Here is a 21,899-nt window from a genome sequence, read left to right as displayed (position 1 = left end):
AACCTTACTCCAGAGTAAGCAATTGTGGGCAGGACCGTCTCTGGAGACTCCCCCACGCTCGAACACGCTCGCGCGGGGGGACCCCCATCCGCCGCCTGGGAGACAGACATGGCCGACCGCTATCTCAGCTTCACCGGCACCGCGCCCGGACGTTTCCTCACCCGCAGGCTCGGCCTGCCGCAACCCGCCGCGCTGCGGCGGGACGCGCTCGACGGGGGCCTGCTGCACCTCACGGCCGGCAAGACGGACCTCGACCCGGCACCGGTCCTGGCCCGCACGGGCCTGCGCCGGGACGAGGACGGGCGGCCGGCCGCCGTCGTCCTGGACGCCACCGGCGTACGGGACGTCGAGGCGCTCGCCCAGGTGCACGGCGCCCTGCACCCCGTCGTCCGCTCCGTCGCCGCGAGCGGCCGCGTGGTGCTGCTCGGCGCCCCGCCCGACCCGGACGACCACCACCAGGCCGCCGCCCAGCAGGCGTTGGAGGGCTTCACCCGCTCGCTCGGCAAGGAGATCGGCCGGGGCACGACCGTCAACCTCGTCCGGCTCACCGACGCCGCGCCCGCCGAATCCACCCTCCGCTTCCTCCTCTCCCCCGCCTCCGCCTACGTCAGCGGCCAGGTGATCGAGGTCGGCACGGCGGGCGGGAGCACCGCACCCGACGACTGGGCGCTGCCGCTCGCCGGGCGCACCGCCCTGGTCACCGGCGCCGCGCGGGGCATCGGCGCGGCGGTCGCCGAGACGCTGGCCGGGCAGGGCGCCCACGTCGTCGTCCTGGACGTGCCGCAGGCCGAGGACGCCGCACGCCGGGCCGCCGAACGCCTCGGCGGCACCGCCCTCGCCCTCGACATCACCGCCGCCGACGCGGGTGAGCGCATCGCCGCCGCCCTGCCCGGCGGACTCGACGTCCTCATCCACAACGCCGGCATCACCCGCGACCGGCGCCTGGTCAACATGCCCGCCGACCGCTGGAGTTCCGTCCTCGACGTCAACCTCGCGAGCGTCCTGCGCACCACGGACGCGCTGCTCGCGGCGGGCGCCGTCAACCGGGGCGGCCGGATCGTGGCGACGGCCTCCATCGCCGGACTCGCGGGCAACGCGGGGCAGACCAACTACGGCGCGAGCAAGGCCGGCATCGTCGGCCTGGTCCGCTCGCTGGCGCCGCGCGCGCTCGCGGAGCACGGGGTGACGGTGAACGCGGTGGCACCGGGGTTCATCGAGACGAAGATGACGGCGGCGGTCCCCCTCTTCATCCGCGAGGCCGGGCGCCGCATGAACTCCCTCGCCCAGGGCGGGCTGCCGGTGGACGTCGCCGAGACCACCGCCTGGCTCGCACACCCGGCCTCCGGCGCGGTCAACGGCCAGGTCGTACGGGTCTGCGGCCAGAGCCTGCTGGGGGCGTGATGACCGCCACGAGCCCCTCCACCCCCTCCGCCGCCGCGACCACCACGCTGTCCGGCGTCCCCGCCCTCGCCCCGCTCCTCGCCCGCGGCGCACTGCTGTCGCCCCTCAAGCGCCCCCGCCCCGACGCGGACTTCCCCCGCACCCGCCTCGTCGTGCCCGGCCTGCGCGTGGACCTCGCGCGGCTCGCGGCCTACGAGCGGGTGTGCGGCTTCCCGACCGGCGCGGACGCGCTTCCGCCGACCTACCCCCACGTGCTGGGCTTCCCGCTGGCCATGCGCCTGATGAGCGCCCGCACCTTCCCGCTGCCCCTGCTCGGACTCGTCCACACGTCCGTCGACATCACCCGGCGGGCGGCCGTGCCGGCGAGCGCCGCGTACGAACTCTCCGTGCACGTCGAGGGGCTGGCCCCGCACCGGCGCGGCACCGAGGCGTCGGTGGTCACACAGCTGCGTACCGGCGCGGACCTCGTGTGGGAGTCCCGCAGCACCTATCTGGCCCGGCACCGCACCGCCGCCACCCCGCAGGGCACGGACGGTACCCCGGCCGGCCCCCTCCCCGTCCGCGCCCGGTGGCGCCTCGCCGGGGACGTGGGCCGGCGCTACGGCGCCGCCTCCGGGGACCGCAACCCGATCCACCTGCACCCGCTCACCGCCCGCCTCTTCGGCTTCCCGCGGGCCATCGCGCACGGCATGTGGTCCGTCGCCCGGTGCCTCGCCGAGCACGGGACACCGGACGCGGCCGTGGTGCGGGCACGGTTCCTGGCACCGGTGCTGCTGCCGGGCACGGTGACGTACGGCGCCGACACCGGCGACCCGGGCGGCAGCGGACAGTTCGAGCTGCGCGGCGACGAGGGGCGGCGGCTGCACCTGTCCGGTGAGGTCCGGCCCTACCCGGCCTGAACCGGCAGAACCTGGTCCGCCGCTCCCGCCCCGGGTTCCTCCGGCGCGGACCACGGCCGCCCCGCCATCAGGTCGCCCAGGCCGGCCCAGGCGAAGTTCATCAGGGTCGCCGCCGCCTGCTTGGCGGTGACGCCCTCGGTGGCGCCCGCCCAGTCGGCGAGCGACTCCGCGGCCCCGACCAGCGCCTCGGCCAGCCCGGCGACCTCGCCCTCGGGCAGGTGCGGGTCCCGGTGCGCGGCGCGCGCCGCGGCGGCGATCAGCTGCGTCACGAACGCGACGATCTCCTCGCGCATCGCCGCCACCTCGGCCGCGAACCGCTCGCCGTGGGTACGGGCGTGCAGGTGCAGCACCCGCCAGGCGTCCGGGTGCCGCGCCGTGTGACTGAAGAACGCCCGCAGTCCCGACCAGAGTTGCCCGTCGGCGGAGAGCCCCGGACGCACGCCGGCCCGCACCGCCTCGGTGAGGGCGCGGGCCTCGCGGCGGATGCAGGCGCTGAAGAGGTCGTCCTTCGAGTTCAGGTACAGGTACACCAGCGGCTTGGACACGCCCGCCAGTTCGGCGATCTCGTCCATCGACGCCGCCATGTACCCACGCCGTCCGAAGACGCTCACGGCGGCGTCCAGCATCTGCTGCTCACGGACCGCACGCGGCATCCGCTTGGTCTTCCCTGCACCCATGCGAATCAGCGTACGGTCCGTGCGGAGTCGTTCAGGACGTGAGCGGCCCGGACCGGACGGTCAGGCGGCGGCCGGAACCGGCTCCGCGTCCTGCTTCTCCCGCGCCGGCTCGTCGATCGGCGAGGCGTGCGCCTCGTCGTACGCCTTGCGGTCGAGCAGCCCCTCGCGGGCCGAGACGATCACCGGGACGAGGGCTTGGCCCGCGACGCATAACCGTTGTTTATGTATGCACGTTGTAGAGAGTGCAGGCATCTAACGCGTGACCAGGGTGGGGCATGGCCAAGCCGAAGCGTGTAGGCATCTACGTACGAATCAGCAAGGATCGCAAAGGTCAGGAACTCGGCATCCAGCGCCAGGAGAAGGCGTGCCGGGAGCTGTGCGAACGCATGGGGTGGGGAGTCCTCAAGGTCTACCCGGAGAACGACGTGTCGGCGTCGACCACAAGCAAGCGTCGCCGCCCTCAGTACACGGAGATGCTGAGAGACGCACGAGACGGCTTCATCGACGGCATCGTCGTCTACTCCATCGACCGCCTGACGCGCCGGATCAGCGAGCTGACCAGCTTCCTCGAAGAGCAGAAGGAACACGGGTTCGCGTTCGCCACGACGGAGGGCGAGGACACGGCGACAGCCAACGGCCGCATGATCCTGACGATCAAGGGCGCGGTGGCTCAACAGGAGACCGAGCGCATGTCGGAGCGCATCAACAATTCCCTCTTGCAGCGAAGGGAACAGTGCAAGCCGCATGCCGGCGGGAAGCGGCAGTTCGGGTTCAAAGAGGGGTCGTACTTCAAGGAGCTGGACGAAGGCGAGGCCAAGCTCATCCGCGAGGGCTACCGCATGCTGATGGGCCGGATCGCGAAGACACCCGGCGATGTAGCGCGGTATTGGCGTTCCGAGGGCTCTGCAACGCCACAGGGTGGCGCCTGGACGATCCAGTCAGTGAAGCGGGTGTACCGGTCAGAACGAACCGGAGGAATCGTCACCTACAAGGGTCAGGACATAGGGGACAGCATCTACGGCGCCCCACTGACGCGCGAGCAGTGGGAGAACGTTCAGACGTTGCTCGATGGGCGAGCCACTCCGGCAGCGCGGGGGTCGGGCAAGCGGAAGCATGTGTACTCCGGGTTCCTGCGGTGCGGCTACTGCGGGTCCGCCATGCGGGTCCAGTGGGCGACCATCCAAGGACGAACCTTCCGACGGACGTTCTGTCACTCGGCCCAGCGAGGTCGGAACGGTCAATTGGGCTGCGGCAAAGTGAGCCGCAAGTACGAGTGGATTGAAGACCGTCTCAATGAGGTAGTTGAGGCTGCGCTCTTGTCCCGCATGCCTCAGAAGGAAGAGGCACAGACGGAGGACCTCACGAGCCAGATCAGTTTGCTGGAGAGCCGTATCCGAGCACTCCGAGGCCGCTGGAAGGAAGGTCAGATGGAGGACGAAGACTACTTCGACTCCTTGACCCACCTGCGCGCAGAGCTCCAGACCTTGCGCACGCGCGAGGCAACAGCGACCATCCGTCGATCCCGCGTCGAAACCGATGTTCTTTCGGTCTGGAAGGACGATGCGCCCGAGAACCTCGAACGCCGTCGCGCCATCGTGACATCGGTTATCGACAGCGTTGAGGTCTTCAGCATCGGCCGCGGCAGGCGCAAGCCGCCGGAGATCACGTCCATCAAGATTACGCCGGTCGGCGCAGAGCATGAGGAGCCAGAGCCGATGTAGCGCCAGTACGCCTCCGTGATCGCGTCGGGAGTATCGGCGTGGCCGACGTGGTGGGCGCGTTCGACGCGGAGCGGGGCGTAGGTGGTGGAGTAGGCGCGGGATTGGTGAGGATGTGTCCGCGATAGCCGAGGATGGGTGTCCAGGTGCGCAGGCGCAGGGGCGCGTATTCGTGGAGGCGGCCGAGTCGCCAGCAGGTGTGCATGAGGGTGCGGACGTGTCGGCTGGCGGGGGCGTGTCGATGCCGTCCCTGAGGGTGACCTTGTGGTCGGTGCCGGCGCCTGTCTCGTCGGTGCCCTTGGTGACGTACTTGGCGGACAGCCACGCGCTGGGCGGAAGCACGCACTGCGCGGGTGAGCCCGGCCGGCTCGCAGAGGTAGCGCCACGACCGCGGAAGCTGGAACGACCGGCCACGACGACCCGGACGAACGATCCGAGGACGGTGATCGCACAGGGTGGGTGCCGGGCTCTGGGACGTAGCCGCGCGTACCCTGTCGCAGCCCTCCTCAAGATCAGATGCGCACGGGTTCGGCGTGGCGCCCGCCAAGACAACGAGCAGAGTGAGGCGAGTGGCCCCACAGGTCACTGCCCTGCACGACAAAGACTTCGCTCTCGTTGAGAGCGTCCTGAACCGGCTCGCTCCTGAGCAGGGCGCCGAGGGATGGGCTCCTCGATCAGCGCCATAACGAGCACAGACCGCAGTCTTCCGAAGTTCCACCCCGCATCCAGCGGTTGGAGCAACCAAGCAAAGACCGACGCCCCGCACCAGGTATTGGCGCGGGGCGTCAACTGTGCTGCCAGTCAGCGGTCAGGCGGCGACCGGCACAGCCTGCGGTTCCTCCGCGTCAACGGGCGCCGAGGCCACGCTGTTGAACTTGTCGCGGTCGAGGATGCCCTCACGCGCCGACACAATCAACGGAGCTACAACTTGGCCCGCGACGTTCGTCGCCGTCCGCATCATGTCCAGGATCGGGTCGATGGCGAGGAGGAGGCCGACGCCCTCCATGGGGAGGCCCAGGGTGGAGAGGGTCAGGGTGAGCATGACCGTGGCGCCGGTGAGGCCGGCCGTGGCGGCGGAGCCGACCACCGAGACGAAGGCGATCAGCAGGTAGTCGCCGACACCCAGGTCGATGTTGAAGATCTGCGCGACGAAGATCGCGGCGATCGCCGGGTAGATCGCGGCGCAGCCGTCCATCTTGGTCGTCGCGCCGAACGGCACGGCGAAGGACGCGTACTCCTTCGGGACGCCGAGGCGCTCGGTGACCTTCTGGGTCAGCGGCATGGTACCGACCGAGGAGCGGGAGACGAAGGCCAGCTGGATGGCGGGCCAGGCGCCCTTGAAGAACTGCAGCGGGCTGGCCTTGGCGACGGTGGCGAGCAGCGTCGGGTAGACCACGAACATCACCAGGGCGCAGCCGACGTAGATGTCGGCGGTGAAGGTGGCGTACTTGCCGATCAGGTCCCAGCCGTAGGTGGCGATGGCGTTGCCAATGAGGCCGACGGTGCCGAGCGGGGCGAGGCGGATGACCCACCACAGGGCCTTCTGGAGGAGTTCGAGGATCGACTCGCTCAGGTTCAGGATCGGCTGGGCCTTCTCGCCGAGCTGGAGGGCGGCGATGCCGGCGACGGCGGCCATGAAGACGATCTGCAGGACGTTCAGCTCGGTGAACGGCGTGATGACGTCGGTCGGCACGATGCCGGTCAGGAAGTCGATCCAGGAACCGGTGTGCTCGGGCTTGGCGCCGTCGGCCGGGGTGAGGCCGGTGCCGGCGCCGGGGTTGGTGACCAGGCCGATGACGAGGCCGATGGCCACCGCGATCAGCGAGGTGATCATGAACCAGAGGAGGGTGCGGGACGCGAGGCGGGCCGCGTTGTTGACCTTCCGCAGGTTGGTGATCGAGACGAGGATCGCGAAGAAGACCAGGGGCGCGACGGCCAGCTTCAGCAGGCCGATGAACGTGTCACCGATCTTCTCCAGGGTGGTGACCAGCCACGATATGTCCTGGCTGCGGGCCAGCCAGCCCAGCAGGACGCCGAGGACGAGGCCGGCGAGTATCTGGGCCCAGAAGGGCACCTTGAGGTACTTCGCGAAGGACGGCGACGCGGACGCCGACGTGGACGCCGACGAGGAGGTCGACTCCGGGGACGGTGAAGACACGGACATGCTCCGTAAGGGGACGGGACGCGGGATGGGACGCGCTGAGCTGACGTGGGGACGACTGGCGAGGGGGGAACGTCAGGGGCGACAGTTCGCGGACGCGCACCGGCAGAGGTCCACGTGCAGGCGCGCCACGAGCGCGAGGCGCTGTGGTGTGGTGGGCGCGGCTGCTTGCTTCATGCACACGACTTTAACACCCATGCTTTGAGACACTCAAAGCCATACTTTGAGAGGCGGGAGCGTACTCCTGCCCGCAAAACGCAAAGCGCCCCGGTTTCCGGTGAATTCGGAAGCCGGGGCGTGCGCGTGCGTGACGGACGTTACGAGGTCTGGCCCTGCGCCCGTGCGGTGTCGTCGGCGGTGTCCTCCTGGCCGCGGCTGGCCTCCAGGTTGGCCTTCATGCGGGTGACCCGGCCCGCGACCTGCACCGAAGCGCGGTCCCGCTCCTTGCGCAGCGCGATGAAGCTGATGGGGGCGGAGATCAGCAGGGAGAGCAGGAGGATCCACATGCCGTTGGAGTCGCCGAGGCCGCGCGGGAACACCCCGGCGTAGACGAGGCCCCAGACGACCACGAGGCAGCCTGCGAAGATGCCGAGGCGCATCAGCGTGTAGCGGAGCATCTCAATCCACTCTTCCGTTTCTGGCACAAAGAGGCACTGTCCAGTGAAACATGCCGGACCGGCGATCTTGCAGGGGGGTCGGGCCGGGCGAAGGGGTCGGGCGCGGCGTCAGGCCAGCGGGAGGAGCATGAAGACGTCGTCCCGGTCGTCGCCGGGGGCGACGCGGATGGCGCCGGGGACCCGGCCGACCTCCTTGTATCCGCAGGAGGCGTAGAACCGCTCCAGGCCGAGCCCGCCCCGGCAGGTGAGCCGGACCGCCTCGATGCCGTCCACGGTGCGGGCGGCGTCCGCGGCGGCGGCCATCAGGTCCCGTCCGTAGCCCCGGCCCTGGTGGCGCGGGTGGACCATGACCGTGTAGAGCCACAGCCAGTGCCGCATCAGGCGGTGGGTGTTGAGGGCGAGGAAGGCGGTGGCGGCCACCCGTCCGTCCTCGTCGTGGCCGACGAGCAGGCGGGTGCGGCCCTCGGCCATGCCGGCCAGGTGTTTGACCAGCTCGGGGCGGATGTCCTCGCGCGTCACCGGCGGCACGAAGCCCACGGAGCCGCCGGCGTTGGTGACGTCGGTCCACAGGTCGAGTACGCCGTCGCGGAGGTCGGGAGTGACGGCCGGATCCAGGGTAAAGGTAAGGGACACCAAGCCATAGTAGTCATTACCCGAGTGTCCGTGCGGCGACTTTCAGGTCGGAGACCAGTCCCCGGTAGGCCCCCTCCCGGTCGTCGGCCCGCAGCACCGCCGACGGGTGCACGGTCGGCACCAGGCGCCGCGGGTGCCCGTGGACCTCCTCCTCCAGCACCGTGCCGCGCACCCGCGTGACGCGGAACGACGAGCCGAGCAGCGCCTTGCCGGCGGTGGCGCCCAGCACCACGATCAGCTCGGGCTCCACCCGGTGCAGCTCGGCGGCCAGCCAGGGGCCGCAGGCGGCCGCCTCGCGCAGGGTGGGCGCCTGGTGGATACGGCGCTTGCGGGGTTCGGCCCGGGTGAACTTGAAGTGCTTGACGGCGTTGGTCACGTACGCGTCCGCCGGGTCGAGGCCGGCTTCCGCCAGGGCCCGGTCGAGGAGGTGGCCGGCGGGGCCGACGAAGGGCTTGCCCTGCCGGTCCTCCTGGTCGCCGGGCTGCTCGCCGACGAGCATGAGGCGGGCGGACGCCTTGCCGGCGCCGAAGACGGTCTGGGTGGCGTCGCGGTGCAAGGGGCACCCCCGGCAGCCGGCCGCCGCCTCGCGCAGGGCGGGGAGGCCGCCGCGGTCGGGCACGAAGGGCTCCGCGGTGTAGGCGTCCTCTGAGGTCACGCTGCCGGTCATGTGGTCCGACTACCCGCCGTGGGGGCCCGGACCCGTGTCGGCTGCGGGTTGTGTGTGGCTGGTCGCGCAGTTCCCCGCGCCCCTCGGCGGCATGCTCCCGGCGCCTGCCCACAAGGCGCCGGGACTGCGCCGGCCCAGGGCGCGGGGGTGGGCGCGAGCGACCACCCGCTCACCCGCATCCGGAGAACAACCGGGTGCTCAGACCCGCATCGGCTGCGGCGACTCCCGGCGGGCCGGGTCGGGACCGTCGTACTCGCGCAGGATCTCGTAGCGCGTGTTGCGCTCCACCGGCCGGAATCCGGCGTCGCGGATCAGGTCCAGCAGGTCCTCGCGCGTCAGCTTGTTCGGCGTGCCGAAGTCGTCCGCGTCGTGCGTGATCTTGTACTCGACGACCGAGCCGTCCATGTCGTCCGCGCCGTGCTGGAGGGCGAGCTGCGCGGTCTGGACGCCGTGCATCACCCAGAACACCTTCACGTGCGGCACGTTGTCGAACAGCAGCCGCGAGACCGCGAACGTCTTCAGGGCCTCCGCGCCGGTCGCCATCTGCGTGCGCGCCTGGAGCCGGTTGCGGACCTTGCCGTCCTTCATGTCCACGAAGTCGTGCTGGTAGCGCAGCGGGATGAAGACCTGGAAGCCGTTCGTCTCGTCCTGCAGCTCACGCAGGCGCAGCACGTGGTCCACGCGGTGGCGGGGCTCCTCGATGTGGCCGTAGAGCATGGTGCACGGGGTCTTCAGGCCCTTCTCGTGCGCCAGGCGGTGGATGCGCGACCAGTCCTCCCAGTGGGTGCGGTGGTCGACGATGTGCTGCCGCACCTCCCAGTCGAAGATCTCGGCGCCACCGCCGGTGAGGGACTCCAGGCCGGCGTCGATCAGCTCGTCCAGGATGTCGCTCGCGGACATCCCGGAGATCGTCTCGAAGTGGTGGATCTCCGTGGCGGTGAACGCCTTCAGCGACACCTCGGGCAGCGCCGCCTTCAGCTCCCGCAGCGAGCGCGGGTAGTAGCGCCAGGGCAGGTTGGGGTGCAGGCCGTTGACGATGTGCAGCTCGGTGAGGTTCTCCCCCTCCATCGCCTTGGCGAGCTTCACCGCCTCCTCGATCCGCATCGTGTACGCGTCCTTCTCCCCCGGCTTGCGCTGGAAGGAGCAGTAGGCGCACGACGCCGTGCACACGTTGGTCATGTTCAGGTGACGGTTGACGTTGAAGTGGACGACGTCACCGTTCTTCCGCGTCCGCACCTCGTGCGCGAGGCCGCCGAGCCAGGCGAGATCGTCCGACTCGTACAGCGCGATGCCGTCCTCACGAGTCAGCCGCTCACCGGAACGGACCTTCTCCTCCAGCTCGCGCTTGAGCCCGGCGTCCATGCGATACCTCTTTCTCAGACGAACTCGACAACCGTACGCCCCGGCTACTGCTCCTCTTCCGGCAGCTCGCCCACCCGGTTCTCCCACTTGGTGGAGAGGACGATGGTGGTACGGGTCCTGGACACGCCCTTGGTGCCCGACAGCCGCCGGATGATGCTCTCCAGGCCGTCCACGTCGGCGGCGCGCACCTTGAGCATGTAGGAGTCGTCGCCGGCGATGAACCAGCAGTCCTCGATCTCCCGCAGCTCCTTGAGGCGCTGTGCGACGTCCTCGTGGTCGGCGGCGTCGGAGAGCGAGACGCCGATGAGGGCGGTGACGCCGAGACCGAGCGAGGCGGCGTCGACGGTGGCCCGGTAGCCGGTGATGACGCCGGCCGCCTCCAGCCGGTTGATGCGGTCGGTGACGCTGGGTCCGGAGAGTCCGACCAGGCGCCCCAGCTCCGCGTAGGAGGCCCGGCCGTTCTCCCTCAGGGCCTGGATGAGCTGCCTGTCCACCGCGTCCATGCGATCGAAGCCTTCCACTGAGGAATCTGAAGATGTGGGTAACAACCGTGGGTCACAAACATGTGGGGGGGGAGGTGCTGCTGCGGCGCCGCTCAGCCGGTGAGGCGGGCCCCGCCGAGGTCGCCGCGCCAGCGGCGGTAGAGGTCGTGCCCGACGCCCGCCGCGTCGAGCACGCGGCCGGCGACGAAGTCCACCAGGTCCTGGATGTGCGTCGCTCCCGCGTAGAACGCCGGGGAGGCGGGCACCACGGCCGCGCCCGCGTCGTCCAGGGTCACCAGGTGCCGCAGTGTCCGGCCGTCCAGCGGGGTCTCCCGTACGGCCACCACGAGCCGGCGGCGCTCCTTGAGGGTCACGCTCGCGGTGCGCTGCAGCAGGTCCTTCGAGAGCCCGAGCGCGACACCGGCCACACAGGCGGTGGACGCGGGCACGATCAGCATGCCCTTCGTCGGGTACGACCCCGAGGACGGCCCGGCGGCGAGGTCGCCCGCGCTCCAGTGCCGTACCGCGGAGACGTCCGCGTCGAACGTGCCGGGCTTTCCGTCGGCTCCGCGGGACAGCCAGGCACGCAGGTCGTGCTGCCAGTGGGCGTCGCGGAAGGGGATGCCGGTCTCGTCGAGCAGGGTGAGCCGCGAGGCCCGGCTGACCACCAGGTCGACGCTTTCGCCGGCGGCGAGCAGCGCACGCAGCACGGCGGCGGCGTACGGGGTGCCGGACGCCCCGGACACCCCCACGATCCAAGGCACGCGCTGCGTCTGTCCTGGCTTCATGATGCCGAGCCTAGTCGCAGGGTCAGGGTTTTCAGACCGTGAGGCCCCGTACGAGCAGATCCAGCAGCGCGCACACGAACAGGGCGATGCCGATGAAGCCGTTGACGCTGAAGAACGCCCTGTTGAGACGGGACAGGTCGGTCGGGCGCACGATGCTGTGCTCGTAGAGGAAGGCGCCCGCGACGATCACCAAGCCGAACCAGAAGAACGCGCCGGCATCGGTGGCGAGGGCGTACCAGACGAACAGGGCCGTGGTGACCGTGTGACAGGCGCGGGCGCCTCGGATCGCGGCCGGGACGCCGAAGCGGGCGGGGACCGAGCGGACACCGACCTCGCGGTCGGTCTCGACGTCCTGGCAGGCGTAGATCAGGTCGAAGCCGCCGATCCAGATGCCCACCGCGAGGCCGAGGATCACGGCCTCCCAGGACCACTCGCCGCTGATCGCCAGCCAGCCGCCGATCGGGCCCATCGCCTGGGCGAGACCGAGGATCGCCTGCGGGAAGTTCGTGAACCGCTTGCCGTACGGGTAGACCACCATCGGGATCACCGCGACGGGGGCCAGGGCCAGGCAGAGCGGGTTGAGCAGGGCCGCCGCGCCGAGGAAGACGACGAGGGCGACCAGGGCGCCGGTCCAGGCGTGCCTGACCGACATGGCGCCGGTGACCAGTTCGCGGTGGGCGGTGCGCGGGTTGCGGGCGTCGATCTCGCGGTCGATGATCCGGTTGACCGCCATCGCGAAGGTGCGCAGACCGACCATGGCGACGGTGACCAGCAGGAGCCGGCCCCAGTGGATGTTCTCGTCCCACCTGTACATCGCGGTCAGCGCGGCGATGTAGGCGAAGGGCAGCGCGAACACCGAGTGCTCGATCATCACCAGGCGCAGGAACGCCTTGGTGCGCCCCGGCTGCTGGGGCAGGGCGGCGGAAGCCGAGGTCACAGTCCGTACTCCTTCCAGCGGCGGTCGACCTTCGCCGCCGTATCCGGGTCGGACAGCACCATGTCCGGCCAGCCCCCGTCGCGCGTGTAGCCCTCCTCGGGCAGCTTCTTCGTGGCGTCGATGCCCGCCTTGCCGCCCCAGAACTGCTGGTACGAGGCGTGGTCGAGGTGGTCGACCGGGCCTTCGACGACGGTGAGGTCACGGGCGTAGTCGGTGTTGCCGAGCGCCCGCCAGGCGACCTCGTGCAGGTCGTGGACGTCGCAGTCGGAGTCGACGACCACGATCAGCTTGGTCAGGGACATCATGTGCGCGCCCCAGATGGCGTGCATGACCTTCTGGGCGTGCTTGGGGTACTTCTTGTCGATCGAGACGATCGCGCAGTTGTGGAAGCCGCCGGCCTCGGGGAGGTGGTAGTCCACGATGTCCGGGACGATGATCTTGAGGAGCGGGAGGAAGAAGCGCTCCGTGGCCCTCCCCAGGGGGCCGTCCTCCGTCGGGGGCCGGCCGACCACGATCGACTGGAGCAGCGGGCGCTTCCGCATCGTCACGCAGTCGATCTTCAGGGCGGGGAAGGGCTCCTGCGGCGTGTAGAAGCCGGTGTGGTCGCCGAAGGGACCCTCGGGGAGCATCTCACCGGGCTCCAGCCAGCCCTCGATCACCACCTCGGCCTGAGCGGGGACCTGGAGCGGGACCGTCTTGCAGTCGACCATCTCGATCCGCTTGCCCTGGAGGAAGCCCGCGAAGAGGTACTCGTCGATGTCGCCGGGGAGCGGCGCGGTGGAGGCGTAGGTCACGGCCGGCGGACAGCCGAAGGCGATCGCGACCGGCAGGCGCTCGCCGCGGCGGGCGGCGACCTGGTAGTGGTTGCGGCTGTCCTTGTGGATCTGCCAGTGCATGCCGATGGTGCGCCGGTCGTGGCGCTGGAGCCGGTACAGGCCGAGGTTGCGGATGCCGGTCTCGGGGTCCTTGGTGTGGGTGAGGCCCAGGTTGAAGAAGGAGCCGCCGTCGTCCGGCCAGGTGAAGAGCGCGGGGAGCCGGTCCAGGTCCACGTCGTCGCCGGTGAGCACGACCTCCTGGACGGGCGCGCTGCCCGCCTTCACCTTCTTCGGCGGTACATGCGTCATCGCGCCGAGCTTCCCGAAGGCCTCGCGCACGCCGACGAAGCCCTGGGGCAGCTCGGGGCGGAGCAGTCCGCCGATCTTGTCCGAGATGTCGGAGTACGACGTGAGTCCGAGTGCCTTGAGGAGGCGCCGGTCGGTGCCGAAAACGTTCATGGCGAGGGGCAGGTCGGAGCCCTTCACGTTCTCGAAGAGCAGCGCCGGGCCGCCCGCCTTGTTCACCCGGTCGACGATCTCCCCGACCTCCAGGTACGGGTCCACCTCGGCCTTGATGCGCTTGAGGTCGCCCTCGCGCTCCAGCGCCCTGAGCAGGGAGCGAAGATCGTCGTAAGCCATGCCGTCCAGTATCCCCGAGCGGCTACCCTGGCCCTGTACCTGGGGGCCCTGACGCGTCCCCACCCCCTAGCTTCCCGCGGGAGAGGCCCCATGCTCCGGGTGCTGATGTTCCTCGTGCCACTGGCGTTGAGCGTCTACGCGTTCATCGACTGCATCAGCACGAAGGACGCCGACATCCGCCACATGCCCAAGCCGCTGTGGGCGATCCTCGTGCTGCTCTTCCCGCTGGTCGGCTCGATCTCGTGGATCATCGCCGGCAAGAAGCGGCAGCCGGCCGGCGCGTCGTCCTGGCAGGGCGGCGGGCGCCGGCAGTGGGTGGCGCCGGACGACAACCCCGAGTTCCTGAAGTCGCTCGGCGACCACCCTCGTGACGCGGACGGGGACCGGGCGGAGGACGGCCCGCGGGACGGCGGCACCGGCCGCGGGGGCCCCGCCGAGGACGACGAGGACCGCAGGGGCGGCAGGCGGGACGAGTCCTGAGACTCCGCTCCGTCGGATCCGCCCGCTCCGACCGCCCGTCGGATCCGTCGGATCCGTCAGATCCGTCAGCGGGGGACGTCGGCGTACTTCTCGGCGGCGGCCGGGGTCGCCGGGCTGAAGAAGTTGACCAGGTTGCCGTCGGGGTCGCGGAACAGGAGCGCGCGGTTGCCCCAGGGCATGGTCGTCGGTTCCCTGACGAACTCCGTGACGAAGCCGGTCAGGTTCCGGTGCACGGCGTCCACGTCGTCGACGAGGAACTCGATGATCACGCTGCGGTTGTCGGCCGGCCGGGCGGAGCCGGGGGCGAAGAGCGGCACGGTGCGGGTACCGCCGATCGCGAGAGTGCCGGAAGGGGTGCGCAGTTCCGCGAAGTCCTCGGTGGCCCAGGTCGCGCGCAGGCCGGTGGCGCGCTCGTAGAAGCCGACGAGGCGGGCGACGTCGTCCGTGATGACGCGGATCGAGACGAGATGCATCGGTTCACTCCTGCTCAGTCGTGTTCAGCGCCGTCCTTCGCACGCTCCTTCGCACGCTAGGCGCGATACCGGTCACCTTCCGGCCGGTATCGGCGGGAGACTTGCGGGCATGTCCCGTCCCGTGTCCCGTGTGCTCACCCTGCTCGAACTGCTCCAGGCGGGTGGTGTGCGGACCGTGGCCGAACTCGCCGGCCGGCTCGGCGTCGGCGAGCGCACGGTGCGCCGGTACGTCGACCACCTCGTCGACCTCGACGTTCCCGTCGAGTCGGTGCGCGGCCGCTACGGCGGCTACCGGCTCGCCCCCGGTCACCGCATGCCGCCGCTGATGCTGACCGACGACGAGGCACTGGCCGTACTGCTGGGCCTGGCGGCCGGGCGGCGGGCCGGGATCACGGGGGCGGCGGGCACGGCGGCCGAGACCGCGGCGGCGAAGATCCGGCGGGTGCTGCCGGAGCGGCTGCGGCACCGGCTGGACGCGGTGCTCGACTCCCTCGCCTTCACGAGCGCCCCGCAAGAGCCGCCCGCTCCGGACGCGGCGGTCCTGCTTCCGCTCGCCGACGCGGTGCGCCACCGCAGGCCGGTGGCGATCCGGTACACCGGCGGCAGCGGCAAGGGCGGTGAACGCACCATGTACCCGTACGGGCTCGTCGCGCACGCGGGCCGGTGGTACGTGACGGGCCGGGACCTCTCGGTCGCCGAGGACCGGACGTTCCGTCTCGACCGCGTCGCCGGTGCGCGGGTCCTGCCGGGCACCTTCGCCCCGCCATCCGGCCCCGGCCCGGCGGAACGGGTGCTGACGGCACTGGCCACCGCTCCCTACCGGCACGAGGTGACGGTACGGGTGCGGGGAACGGCGGAGGAGGTACGCGCCCTGCTGCCGGGCAGCGTGGCGGTCGTGGCCGCGGAGGCGGACGGCGGCGAGCCGGGGAGGGCAGGGGCGGCGGACGGACCCTGGTGCCGGGTCGAGATCCGGGCCGAACGCCTCGACTGGCTGCCGGGTGTCCTCGCGTCGCTGGACCGCCCGTTCGTCGTCGAGCGCCCGGACGAGCTGCGGGGCCTCGTCGCGGACCTCGCGGACCGGCTCAGGGACGCCGCCCGGCACACCCCACCGCACGGCGGACGACGGACGACGGACGACGGACGACGGACCACAGCGGGCCATGGCGGGAACGAAGGGTGGAGGGGCCACGGGGGAAGGGTGAAGGGTGGTCCGGACGGGGGGACGGATCGGCGTTCGAGAGGCCATCCGTTCCGTTGAACAGTGTCCACACACCAGGTGCGGGGCCGCCGCGACGGCATTGTCTTGGTCGGGTCTGTACACCTGCGAACGGAGACCCCCTCGTGCGAATGACCGACATCCAGCGCTGCGAGATCCGGCCCGGGCGCCTCGTCGAGTGGACGCTCAGCCCCAGGACGCTCGACATCGCGGCCGCGCTGCCCGAGGACACGCGGCCGCCCGCGTACATCCAGGAGTCGCACATCCGCACGGCCCGGTCGGTGCGCGAGGACGGCCTGTTCGTGCCGACCTGGCTCGGCGCGGCCTTCGACATCCCGGGCCCGGTCGACCTCGGCGTGCTCCAGGAGGCGCTGCGCGCCTGGACCCTGCGGCACGAGACGCTGCGCAGCGGCTTCCGGTGGAGCGGTGACCGCGGCGAGGCGATGCGGCGGTTCACGCTCGACGCGGACGCCGTGACCCTGCACCGCGAGGACGTCGGCGACTTCCCGGACGCGGAACGGCTGGCCCGCCACCTCCAGGACCGCTTCGACCGCGTCGCGGACGCGCTGCGCTGGCCCAACCTCATCTACACGGCGGTCGTCCGCGACGACGGCGTCAGCGTCTACATGGCCTTCGACCACAGCAACGTCGACGCCTACTCCCTCTACCGCATCCCCGCCGAGGTCGGCGAGCTGTACGCGGCCGGCGTCGCGGGGCGGACCGTGCCGCGGCCGCGGGTCGGTTCCTACGTCGACTTCTGCGAGGCCGAGCGGGCGGACGCGGACCGGATCGACGGCGACCACGACATCGTCGCCCGCTGGCGGGAGTTCATCCGGCGGTGCGACGGACGGCTGCCGTCCTTCCCCGTCGACCTCGGCGTCCGGCCCGGCGGCGCGCTGCCCGAACAGCGGCTGCTGCGGGAGCCGTTGGTGGACGCCGCCGACGCCGCCGCGTTCGAGGCGTACTGCCGTCCGTACGGCGGCAGCCTCGTCGGGGTGCTGGCCGCGACCGCGCTGATCGTCCACGAGATCGGCGGCGAGCCCGTCTACCGCACCGTGGTGCCCTTCCACACCCGGTCGCGGTCCCAGTGGGCGGAGTCCGTCGGCTGGTACGTGGGCGGCGCGCCGATCGAGGTCCCGGCGGAGAGGGCCCGCGACTTCCCCGGTGCGCTGCACACCGTCCGCGCCGAACTCCAGGCCAACCGGCGGCTGTCCCGGATGCCGATCGACCGCGTGCTGCGCCTGCTCGGCACCGACTTCCGGCCGACCTCGCCCGACCTGTACTCGATCGTGTCGTACGTCGACGCCCGCGGCGTCCCGGGCGCCGACAGCTGGCCGGACCTGACGGCGTACGCGCTGCTGCGGGTCTCCTACGGCGACCAGGTGTGCGCCTGGGTCACCCGGCTCCCGGAGGGCCTGTGGTTCGCCAGCCGCTACCCGGACACCGACGTCGCCCACAAGAACCTGCGGCTGTACGTGGAACGGCTGCGGGACGTCGTCACGGGCGTCGCCCGCGGTGACGTCCCGCAGTAGAGGTCGGGCCGGTTCAGAAACCGACCGACTGAAGGGCGCCCAGGCCGACGTCCGCGTAGGAGTGCTTGCCGGAGACGAAGATGTTGACGCCGTAGTAGTTGAACAGCCAGCAGGCGAAGGCGATGAGGGCCAGGTAGGCGGCCTTGCGTCCCTTCCAGCCCGCGGTGGCGCGGGCGTGCAGGTAGCCGGCGTAGGCGACCCAGGTGATGAAGGACCAGGTCTCCTTGGGGTCCCAGCCCCAGTACCGGCCCCAGGCGTCGCCCGCCCAGATCGCGCCCGCGATGATCGTGAACGTCCACAGCGGGAAGACGGCGGCGTTGACGCGGTAGGAGAACTTGTCGAGGGAGGCGGCGGAGGGCAGCCGGTCCAGGACGGAGCTGGCGAAGCGCCCGGGGGTGCCGCCGGCGGCGAGCTTGCTCTCGAAGCTGTCCTTGAAGAGGTACAGGAGCGTGCCGACCGCGCCGACGTAGAAGACCGCGCCGCAGAAGATGGCGGTCGAGACGTGGATGTACAGCCAGTACGAGTGCAGGGCGGGCACCAGCTGGTCGCTCGCCGTGTAGAGGACCGTGACGGCGAGGCCGAGGTCGAGCAGCACGGTGGTGGCCAGCGGCAGGCCGAGCCAGCGGACGTTCTTCCGCAGGGCGAGCAGCACGAGGTACACGCCGACGGCGACCGTCGTGAGGGTGAGGTTGAACTCGTACATGTTGCCCCACGGCGCCCGCCGCACCGACAGGGCGCGGGCGACCACGCCGCCCGCCTCGATGGCGAAGGCGAGGACGGTGAGGGAGACGGCGATGCGGCCGTAGAGGTCGCCCTTCTCCGTGCCGCCGTGCGCGCCGGGCCCGTCGGGCACGTCGCGGGAGCCGGCGGCGGAGCGCACCACGACCTGCGGCCGCTCCAGTACGGCGGTGGTGCCGGCCTTCTTCACGGTGACGGCCGGACCGGACGCGGCCTTGGCGGCGGCGTCGGCCGTGAGCGCGGCGGCGGTACGGCCGACCTTGCTGCGGCTGCCGAAGAGCCACTCGGCGATGTACGCGAAGAAGGCCAGGGTGTAGACGGCCATCGCGGAGTAGATCAGCGTGTTGCTGACGTTCGCGAGATGCTCGTTGGTCGCGGCGGCGAGATTCACTTCTTCTCAGCCCCTTCGGCAGTGACGGCGTGGGTGTCGGGGGATTCGGGGGTGGCGGGGTTCTCGGCGTGCTCGGCGTGCTCGGGCGCGGCGGGCGCCCGCTCGTACAGGACCCCGGCGAGGTCGCCGAGCTCCGCGGGGACCTTCGCGGACTCGCTGCGGCCGAGGCCGGCCATCTCCACGACGGTGACGCCGTCGGCGCCCCGCACGGCCCGCACCCAGACGCGGCGGCGCTGGATGAACAGGGACCCGGCCAGGCCGAAGATGGCGACGACGGCGCCGCCGAGCGCCCAGCCGCTGCCGGGCTGCTGTGTGACCTGGAAGCCGGCCCACTCCTGGACGCCGTTGAAGGTGACGGAGCCGGCGCCGTTGGGAAGGTTCATGGTGTCGCCGACCTTGAGCTGCTGCTTGAACAGCTTGCCGTCGGAGCCCTTGAACTCGTCCAGGTTGCTCTTGTCGAGCTGGTAGATGCTCTGCGGGATGCCCGAGTCCACGCCGAGGTCGCCGTGGTAGGCGGAGAGCGCGAGCATCGGGTTGACCAGGGCGGGGAAGGTGGACTGCATGCCGCTGCCCTTGCCGCCATAGGTCGGCAGGAAGAACGCGTTGAAGCCGAGCTGCTCCTTCTCCCCCTCGGCGTTGCGGTAGCCGTCCATGACCTTGACGGCGCCGGAGGAGGTGACGTTGCCGTCCAGCGGCAGCAGGGCCACCGCCTGCTTGTCCATCACCACGTCGCCCTTGGCGTCCTTGACGGTGAGGATGGGCGCGTAGCCGTGGCTGACGAGGTACACCTTGGAGCCGTCGACGTTCAGCGGCTGGTTGACCTTGATGGTCTTCGACTGCTCGGCGCCGTCGGCACCCTCGCTGTAGGTGACCGCGGCCTCGTAGATCCGCGGGGTGCCGCGGTTGGGGCCGGTCGCCTCGTAGGTGCCGTGGAAGTCCTTCAGGGTGAAACTGAAGGGGGACAGGTCGTCGTCCGGGTCGAAGAGGTTCCCGGACTTGAAGTCGTCGTACTGGGTGAGGGTGTTGGCGAAGCCGTCGCCCTCCAGGATCAGCTTGTTGCCCTCGTACTTGAACAGCTGGCCCCAGGCGAAGGCGATCAGCAGCACGATCAGCGCGATGTGGAAGGCGAGGTTGCCGACCTCCCGCAGGTAGCCCTTCTCGGCCGCGACGGCGTCACCGGCGGCGTCGGCGCGGAAGCGGCGCTTCTTCAGCAGCTTCAGCGCGGCCTCGCGGACCTCCTCGGGCCCGGCGGCGGTGCGCCAGGTGGTGTACGCGGGCAGCCGGTCCAGGCGCCGGGGGGCGCGGGGCGGACGGCCGCGGAGCTGGCCGACGAACTGCCAGGTGCGCGGGACGATGCAGCCGATCAGGGAGACGAACAGCAGGATGTAGATCGCGGAGAACCACACCGAGCTGTAGACGTGGAAGAGCCCGAGCTTGTCGTAGACCGGGGCGAGGAGGTCGTGGTCGGTGCGGAACTCCTCGACCTTCATGGCGTCGACGCCGTCCTGCGGGATCAGCGACCCGGGGATCGCGCCCAGGGACAGCAGCAGGAGCAGGAGCAGCGCGACGCGCATCGAGGTGAGCTGGCGCCAGAACCAGCGGGCCCACCCGGTCACGCCGAGCGAGGGGAGGTTCGGGGCCTCCTCCGCGGGGGCGGTGGAGAGCTGGGAACCCGCGGCGCCGAGGTCCTGGTCGCCGCCGTCGGCCTTCGGCTGTTCGCCGGGGTCGGTACCGGGGGTGGTTTTCGAAGTGGTGCTCATCGGTCAGATCCCCACAGTGAAGCCGTTGGACCAGGTCTGCATGTCCTGCACGATGCCGTCCCACGCGCCGGTCAGCAGCAGCAGGCCGGTGGCGATCATCATGACGCCGCCGACCCGCATCACCCAGACATAGTGCCGCTTGACCCAGCCGAAGGCGCCGAGCGCCTTGCGGAAGGCGACGGCGGCCAGGACGAAGGGGACACCGAGACCGAGGCAGTAGGCGACGGTCAGTATCGCGCCGCGGCCCGCGGTGCCCTGGTCGGCGGAGAGCGCCAGCACGGAGGCGAGGGTCGGGCCGATGCAGGGCGTCCAGCCGATGCCGAACAGGGCGCCGAGTATCGGGGCGCCGACCAGGCCGTTCACCGGCTTGCGGTGGAAGCGGAACTCGCGCTGGGTCAGCCAGGGCATCAGGCCCATGAAGAAGACACCCATGAGGATCATGAACGCACCCAGGATGTCGGTCAGCACGCTCCGGTTCTCCTGGAGCGTCTGGCCGAAGTAGCCGAACAGCGCGCCGCTGGAGACGAAGACGGCGGTGAAGCCGAGGACGAAGAGGGAAGCGCCGGCCACCATGCGTCCGCGCCGGGCCTCACCGAGGTCGGTGCCGGTGACCCCGGTCACGTAGGAGAGGTAGCCGGGGACCAGGGGCAGGACGCAGGGGGAGAAGAAGGAGACGAGGCCGCCGAGCAGGGCGATGGGGAGGGCCACCAGGAGCGCGCCGTTGAGCACGGTGCCGTTGTAGCCCGCCGTCTCGGCGAGGGTGATCGCTGCGGACACGTCACTTCTCCGACGCGGCGGAGTCGGCGGATCCGTCGGGGAGGTACGGGGCGAGCATCTTGCGCAGCTTCTCCTCGCTGAGCGCCTGGAGCGTGCGCGCGGCGACCTTGCCGTCCTTGTCGATGACGAGCGTGGAGGGCACGGCCTGGGGGTTGAGGGTGCCCTTCTCGAAGCGCAGCATCAGCTTGCCGGTCGGGTCGTACAGGCTCGGGTAGGTGACGCCGTAGTCCTTCTCGAAGGCGCGGGCCGGGCCGGTGGAGGTGTCGCGGGTGTTGATGCCGACGAACTGGACGCCCTGGTCCTTGACGTCCTGGTAGACCTTCTCGAAGTTCTTGGCCTCGGCGCGGCAGGGCGGGCACCACGAGCCCCAGACGTTGAGGACGACGACCTTGCCCCGGTAGTCGGCGACGTCGACCCGGCCCCCGTCGACGGTCTTGCCGGACAGCTCGGGGGCGTCGGCGCGCTCACCCTGCTTCGCGGTGGCGATGCCGTCGGAACCGGTGACGAAGCCCGTCTGGCCGCCACCGCCCGAGGTGCCGCCGGAGCTGCACGCGGACACGAGCAGCGCCGCGGCGGCTGCGCCGACGGCGAGGGCGGCCCGGCTACGGACGCGGGCCCGGCCGCGGTCGGACACGCGGTCGGCGGTGCGGTTCGAGCGCAGGGGGGCGCGGCTGGCGGCACTCATGTGAAAAGTTTCGCATGTCCGTTCCGAGGATCTTGCGCACCCCCCTCCCGG

The 21,899-nt window shown here is 70.9% G+C and carries 21 protein-coding genes and 2 pseudogenes; 6 read left to right on the top strand and 17 right to left on the bottom strand.

Translation table 11 applies throughout. The features are described from left to right. The first annotated feature begins 108 nt into the window (after positions 1-108). Positions 109-1,401 carry a 3-oxoacyl-ACP reductase gene (locus tag ACIBCJ_RS25385; protein ID WP_365980349.1) on the top strand — a complete coding sequence of 431 codons (1,293 nt, stop codon included), beginning with the start codon at positions 109-111 and terminating at the stop codon, positions 1,399-1,401. Then, positions 1,401-2,300 carry a MaoC/PaaZ C-terminal domain-containing protein gene (locus ACIBCJ_RS25380; RefSeq protein ID WP_365980348.1) on the top strand — a complete coding sequence of 300 codons (900 nt, stop codon included), beginning with the start codon at positions 1,401-1,403 and terminating at the stop codon, positions 2,298-2,300. Before ACIBCJ_RS25385 ends, ACIBCJ_RS25380 begins: the two co-directional genes overlap by 1 nt. Here the strand turns inward: ACIBCJ_RS25380 and ACIBCJ_RS25375 are convergent. Next, positions 2,288-2,977, bottom strand: coding sequence for a TetR/AcrR family transcriptional regulator (locus tag ACIBCJ_RS25375; protein ID WP_362103227.1), 690 nt, complete (start codon positions 2,975-2,977; stop codon positions 2,288-2,290). The genes ACIBCJ_RS25380 and ACIBCJ_RS25375 overlap by 13 nt on opposite strands. Before the next feature lie 60 nt (positions 2,978-3,037). Beyond that, positions 3,038-3,184: pseudogene (locus ACIBCJ_RS25370) on the bottom strand (dicarboxylate/amino acid:cation symporter); the annotation flags it as partial. A 68-nt stretch (positions 3,185-3,252) separates the two neighbouring features. On the opposite strand from ACIBCJ_RS25370, the gene ACIBCJ_RS25365 reads away from it, so the two are divergent. After that, positions 3,253-4,698, top strand: a complete 1,446-nt coding sequence (locus ACIBCJ_RS25365) for a recombinase family protein (protein ID WP_365980347.1) — start codon at positions 3,253-3,255, stop codon at positions 4,696-4,698. Positions 4,699-5,503: 805 nt separating this feature from the next. Here ACIBCJ_RS25365 and ACIBCJ_RS25360 read toward each other — a convergent pair. The 10 genes from ACIBCJ_RS25360 to ACIBCJ_RS25315 form a co-directional block, all read right to left on the bottom strand. Beyond that, the gene (locus ACIBCJ_RS25360) at positions 5,504-6,859 is read right to left on the bottom strand and encodes a dicarboxylate/amino acid:cation symporter (protein WP_362103229.1); all 1,356 of its coding nucleotides are present in this window, start codon (positions 6,857-6,859) and stop codon (positions 5,504-5,506) included. 72 nt (positions 6,860-6,931) lie between these two features. Further along, positions 6,932-7,033 (bottom strand): putative leader peptide, encoded by a 102-nt coding sequence (locus ACIBCJ_RS25355; RefSeq protein WP_309546884.1) that lies wholly within the window; start codon positions 7,031-7,033, stop codon positions 6,932-6,934. 140 nt (positions 7,034-7,173) lie between these two features. Further along, positions 7,174-7,473 carry a DUF4229 domain-containing protein gene (locus tag ACIBCJ_RS25350; RefSeq protein ID WP_133887547.1) on the bottom strand — a complete coding sequence of 100 codons (300 nt, stop codon included), beginning with the start codon at positions 7,471-7,473 and terminating at the stop codon, positions 7,174-7,176. Positions 7,474-7,581: 108 nt separating this feature from the next. Next, entirely contained in the window at positions 7,582-8,106 is a 525-nt protein-coding gene (locus ACIBCJ_RS25345; protein WP_362103230.1) for a GNAT family N-acetyltransferase, read from the bottom strand. Positions 8,107-8,122: 16 nt separating this feature from the next. Beyond that, positions 8,123-8,773, bottom strand: a complete 651-nt coding sequence (locus ACIBCJ_RS25340) for a UdgX family uracil-DNA binding protein (protein ID WP_365980346.1) — start codon at positions 8,771-8,773, stop codon at positions 8,123-8,125. Between the two features lie 198 nt (positions 8,774-8,971). Further along, a complete protein-coding gene (gene mqnE / locus ACIBCJ_RS25335) occupies positions 8,972-10,135 on the bottom strand; it encodes an aminofutalosine synthase MqnE (RefSeq protein WP_133887544.1) in 1,164 nt (387 codons plus the stop codon). A gap of 44 nt (positions 10,136-10,179) precedes the next feature. Next, positions 10,180-10,638: an Lrp/AsnC family transcriptional regulator gene (locus tag ACIBCJ_RS25330; RefSeq protein ID WP_362103232.1), complete on the bottom strand. Its 459-nt coding sequence runs from the start codon at positions 10,636-10,638 to the stop codon at positions 10,180-10,182. Positions 10,639-10,730: 92 nt separating this feature from the next. After that, entirely contained in the window at positions 10,731-11,381 is a 651-nt protein-coding gene (locus ACIBCJ_RS25325; RefSeq protein WP_365980500.1) for a UbiX family flavin prenyltransferase, read from the bottom strand. Between the two features lie 55 nt (positions 11,382-11,436). Further along, positions 11,437-12,342, bottom strand: a complete 906-nt coding sequence (gene mqnP / locus ACIBCJ_RS25320; RefSeq protein WP_133887543.1) for a menaquinone biosynthesis prenyltransferase MqnP — start codon at positions 12,340-12,342, stop codon at positions 11,437-11,439. Next, a complete protein-coding gene (locus ACIBCJ_RS25315) occupies positions 12,339-13,796 on the bottom strand; it encodes a menaquinone biosynthesis decarboxylase (RefSeq protein WP_362103233.1) in 1,458 nt (485 codons plus the stop codon). The genes mqnP and ACIBCJ_RS25315 overlap by 4 nt, the downstream gene beginning before the upstream one ends. Positions 13,797-13,886: 90 nt before the next feature. On the opposite strand from ACIBCJ_RS25315, the pseudogene ACIBCJ_RS25310 reads away from it, so the two are divergent. Beyond that, positions 13,887-14,192: pseudogene (locus ACIBCJ_RS25310) on the top strand (PLD nuclease N-terminal domain-containing protein); the annotation flags it as partial. Positions 14,193-14,341: 149 nt separating this feature from the next. On the opposite strand, the gene ACIBCJ_RS25305 reads toward ACIBCJ_RS25310, so the two are convergent. Further along, the gene (locus ACIBCJ_RS25305) at positions 14,342-14,749 is read right to left on the bottom strand and encodes a VOC family protein (RefSeq protein WP_365980345.1); all 408 of its coding nucleotides are present in this window, start codon (positions 14,747-14,749) and stop codon (positions 14,342-14,344) included. A gap of 109 nt (positions 14,750-14,858) precedes the next feature. Here ACIBCJ_RS25305 and ACIBCJ_RS25300 point away from each other — a divergent pair, with 109 nt between their 5' ends. Then, on the top strand, positions 14,859-16,007 hold the full coding sequence (locus ACIBCJ_RS25300; RefSeq protein ID WP_365980344.1) for a WYL domain-containing protein: 1,149 nt from the start codon (positions 14,859-14,861) through the stop codon (positions 16,005-16,007). Between the two features lie 83 nt (positions 16,008-16,090). Next, a complete protein-coding gene (locus tag ACIBCJ_RS25295) occupies positions 16,091-17,497 on the top strand; it encodes a condensation domain-containing protein (protein WP_365980343.1) in 1,407 nt (468 codons plus the stop codon). 13 nt (positions 17,498-17,510) lie between these two features. On the opposite strand, the gene ccsB is transcribed toward ACIBCJ_RS25295, so the two are convergent. From ccsB to ACIBCJ_RS25275, 4 genes are read right to left on the bottom strand one after another with little or no spacing between them, the layout of a single operon-like run. Then, positions 17,511-18,626 carry a c-type cytochrome biogenesis protein CcsB gene (gene ccsB / locus ACIBCJ_RS25290; protein ID WP_365980342.1) on the bottom strand — a complete coding sequence of 372 codons (1,116 nt, stop codon included), beginning with the start codon at positions 18,624-18,626 and terminating at the stop codon, positions 17,511-17,513. Beyond that, positions 18,623-20,386 carry a cytochrome c biogenesis protein ResB gene (locus ACIBCJ_RS25285; RefSeq protein ID WP_362103239.1) on the bottom strand — a complete coding sequence of 588 codons (1,764 nt, stop codon included), beginning with the start codon at positions 20,384-20,386 and terminating at the stop codon, positions 18,623-18,625. Before ACIBCJ_RS25285 ends, ccsB begins: the two co-directional genes overlap by 4 nt. Positions 20,387-20,389: 3 nt before the next feature. Further along, entirely contained in the window at positions 20,390-21,163 is a 774-nt protein-coding gene (locus tag ACIBCJ_RS25280; protein ID WP_133887537.1) for a cytochrome c biogenesis CcdA family protein, read from the bottom strand. 1 nt (position 21,164) lies between these two features. Next, complete coding sequence (locus tag ACIBCJ_RS25275; RefSeq protein ID WP_362507253.1) at positions 21,165-21,848, bottom strand: TlpA disulfide reductase family protein; 684 nt, start codon at positions 21,846-21,848, stop codon at positions 21,165-21,167. Between the last annotated feature and the right edge of the window lie 51 nt (positions 21,849-21,899).

The organism is Streptomyces sp. NPDC051136, assembly GCF_044455745.1.
Lineage (GTDB): Bacteria > Actinomycetota > Actinomycetes > Streptomycetales > Streptomycetaceae > Streptomyces.
The sequence above is the reverse complement of the archived record's forward strand: the minus strand, read 5'-3'. Positions and strand labels throughout refer to the sequence as shown.

Bases quoted from the DNA above. Each gene is read 5' to 3' on its own strand.
- ACIBCJ_RS25385 (WP_365980349.1), top strand. From the start codon at position 109: ATGGCCGACCGCTATCTCAGCTTCACCGGCACCGCGCCCGGACGTTTC.
- ACIBCJ_RS25380 (WP_365980348.1), top strand. From the start codon at position 1,401: ATGACCGCCACGAGCCCCTCCACCCCCTCCGCCGCCGCGACCACCACG.
- ACIBCJ_RS25375 (WP_362103227.1), bottom strand. From the start codon at position 2,977: ATGGGTGCAGGGAAGACCAAGCGGATGCCGCGTGCGGTCCGTGAGCAG.
- ACIBCJ_RS25365 (WP_365980347.1), top strand. From the start codon at position 3,253: ATGGCCAAGCCGAAGCGTGTAGGCATCTACGTACGAATCAGCAAGGAT.
- ACIBCJ_RS25360 (WP_362103229.1), bottom strand. From the start codon at position 6,859: ATGTCCGTGTCTTCACCGTCCCCGGAGTCGACCTCCTCGTCGGCGTCC.
- ACIBCJ_RS25355 (WP_309546884.1), bottom strand. From the start codon at position 7,033: ATGAAGCAAGCAGCCGCGCCCACCACACCACAGCGCCTCGCGCTCGTG.
- ACIBCJ_RS25350 (WP_133887547.1), bottom strand. From the start codon at position 7,473: ATGCTCCGCTACACGCTGATGCGCCTCGGCATCTTCGCAGGCTGCCTC.
- ACIBCJ_RS25340 (WP_365980346.1), bottom strand. From the start codon at position 8,773: ATGACCGGCAGCGTGACCTCAGAGGACGCCTACACCGCGGAGCCCTTC.
- mqnE (WP_133887544.1), bottom strand. From the start codon at position 10,135: ATGGACGCCGGGCTCAAGCGCGAGCTGGAGGAGAAGGTCCGTTCCGGT.
- ACIBCJ_RS25330 (WP_362103232.1), bottom strand. From the start codon at position 10,638: ATGGACGCGGTGGACAGGCAGCTCATCCAGGCCCTGAGGGAGAACGGC.
- ACIBCJ_RS25315 (WP_362103233.1), bottom strand. From the start codon at position 13,796: ATGGCTTACGACGATCTTCGCTCCCTGCTCAGGGCGCTGGAGCGCGAG.
- ACIBCJ_RS25305 (WP_365980345.1), bottom strand. From the start codon at position 14,749: ATGCATCTCGTCTCGATCCGCGTCATCACGGACGACGTCGCCCGCCTC.
- ACIBCJ_RS25300 (WP_365980344.1), top strand. From the start codon at position 14,859: ATGTCCCGTCCCGTGTCCCGTGTGCTCACCCTGCTCGAACTGCTCCAG.
- ACIBCJ_RS25285 (WP_362103239.1), bottom strand. From the start codon at position 20,386: ATGAGCACCACTTCGAAAACCACCCCCGGTACCGACCCCGGCGAACAG.
- ACIBCJ_RS25275 (WP_362507253.1), bottom strand. From the start codon at position 21,848: ATGAGTGCCGCCAGCCGCGCCCCCCTGCGCTCGAACCGCACCGCCGAC.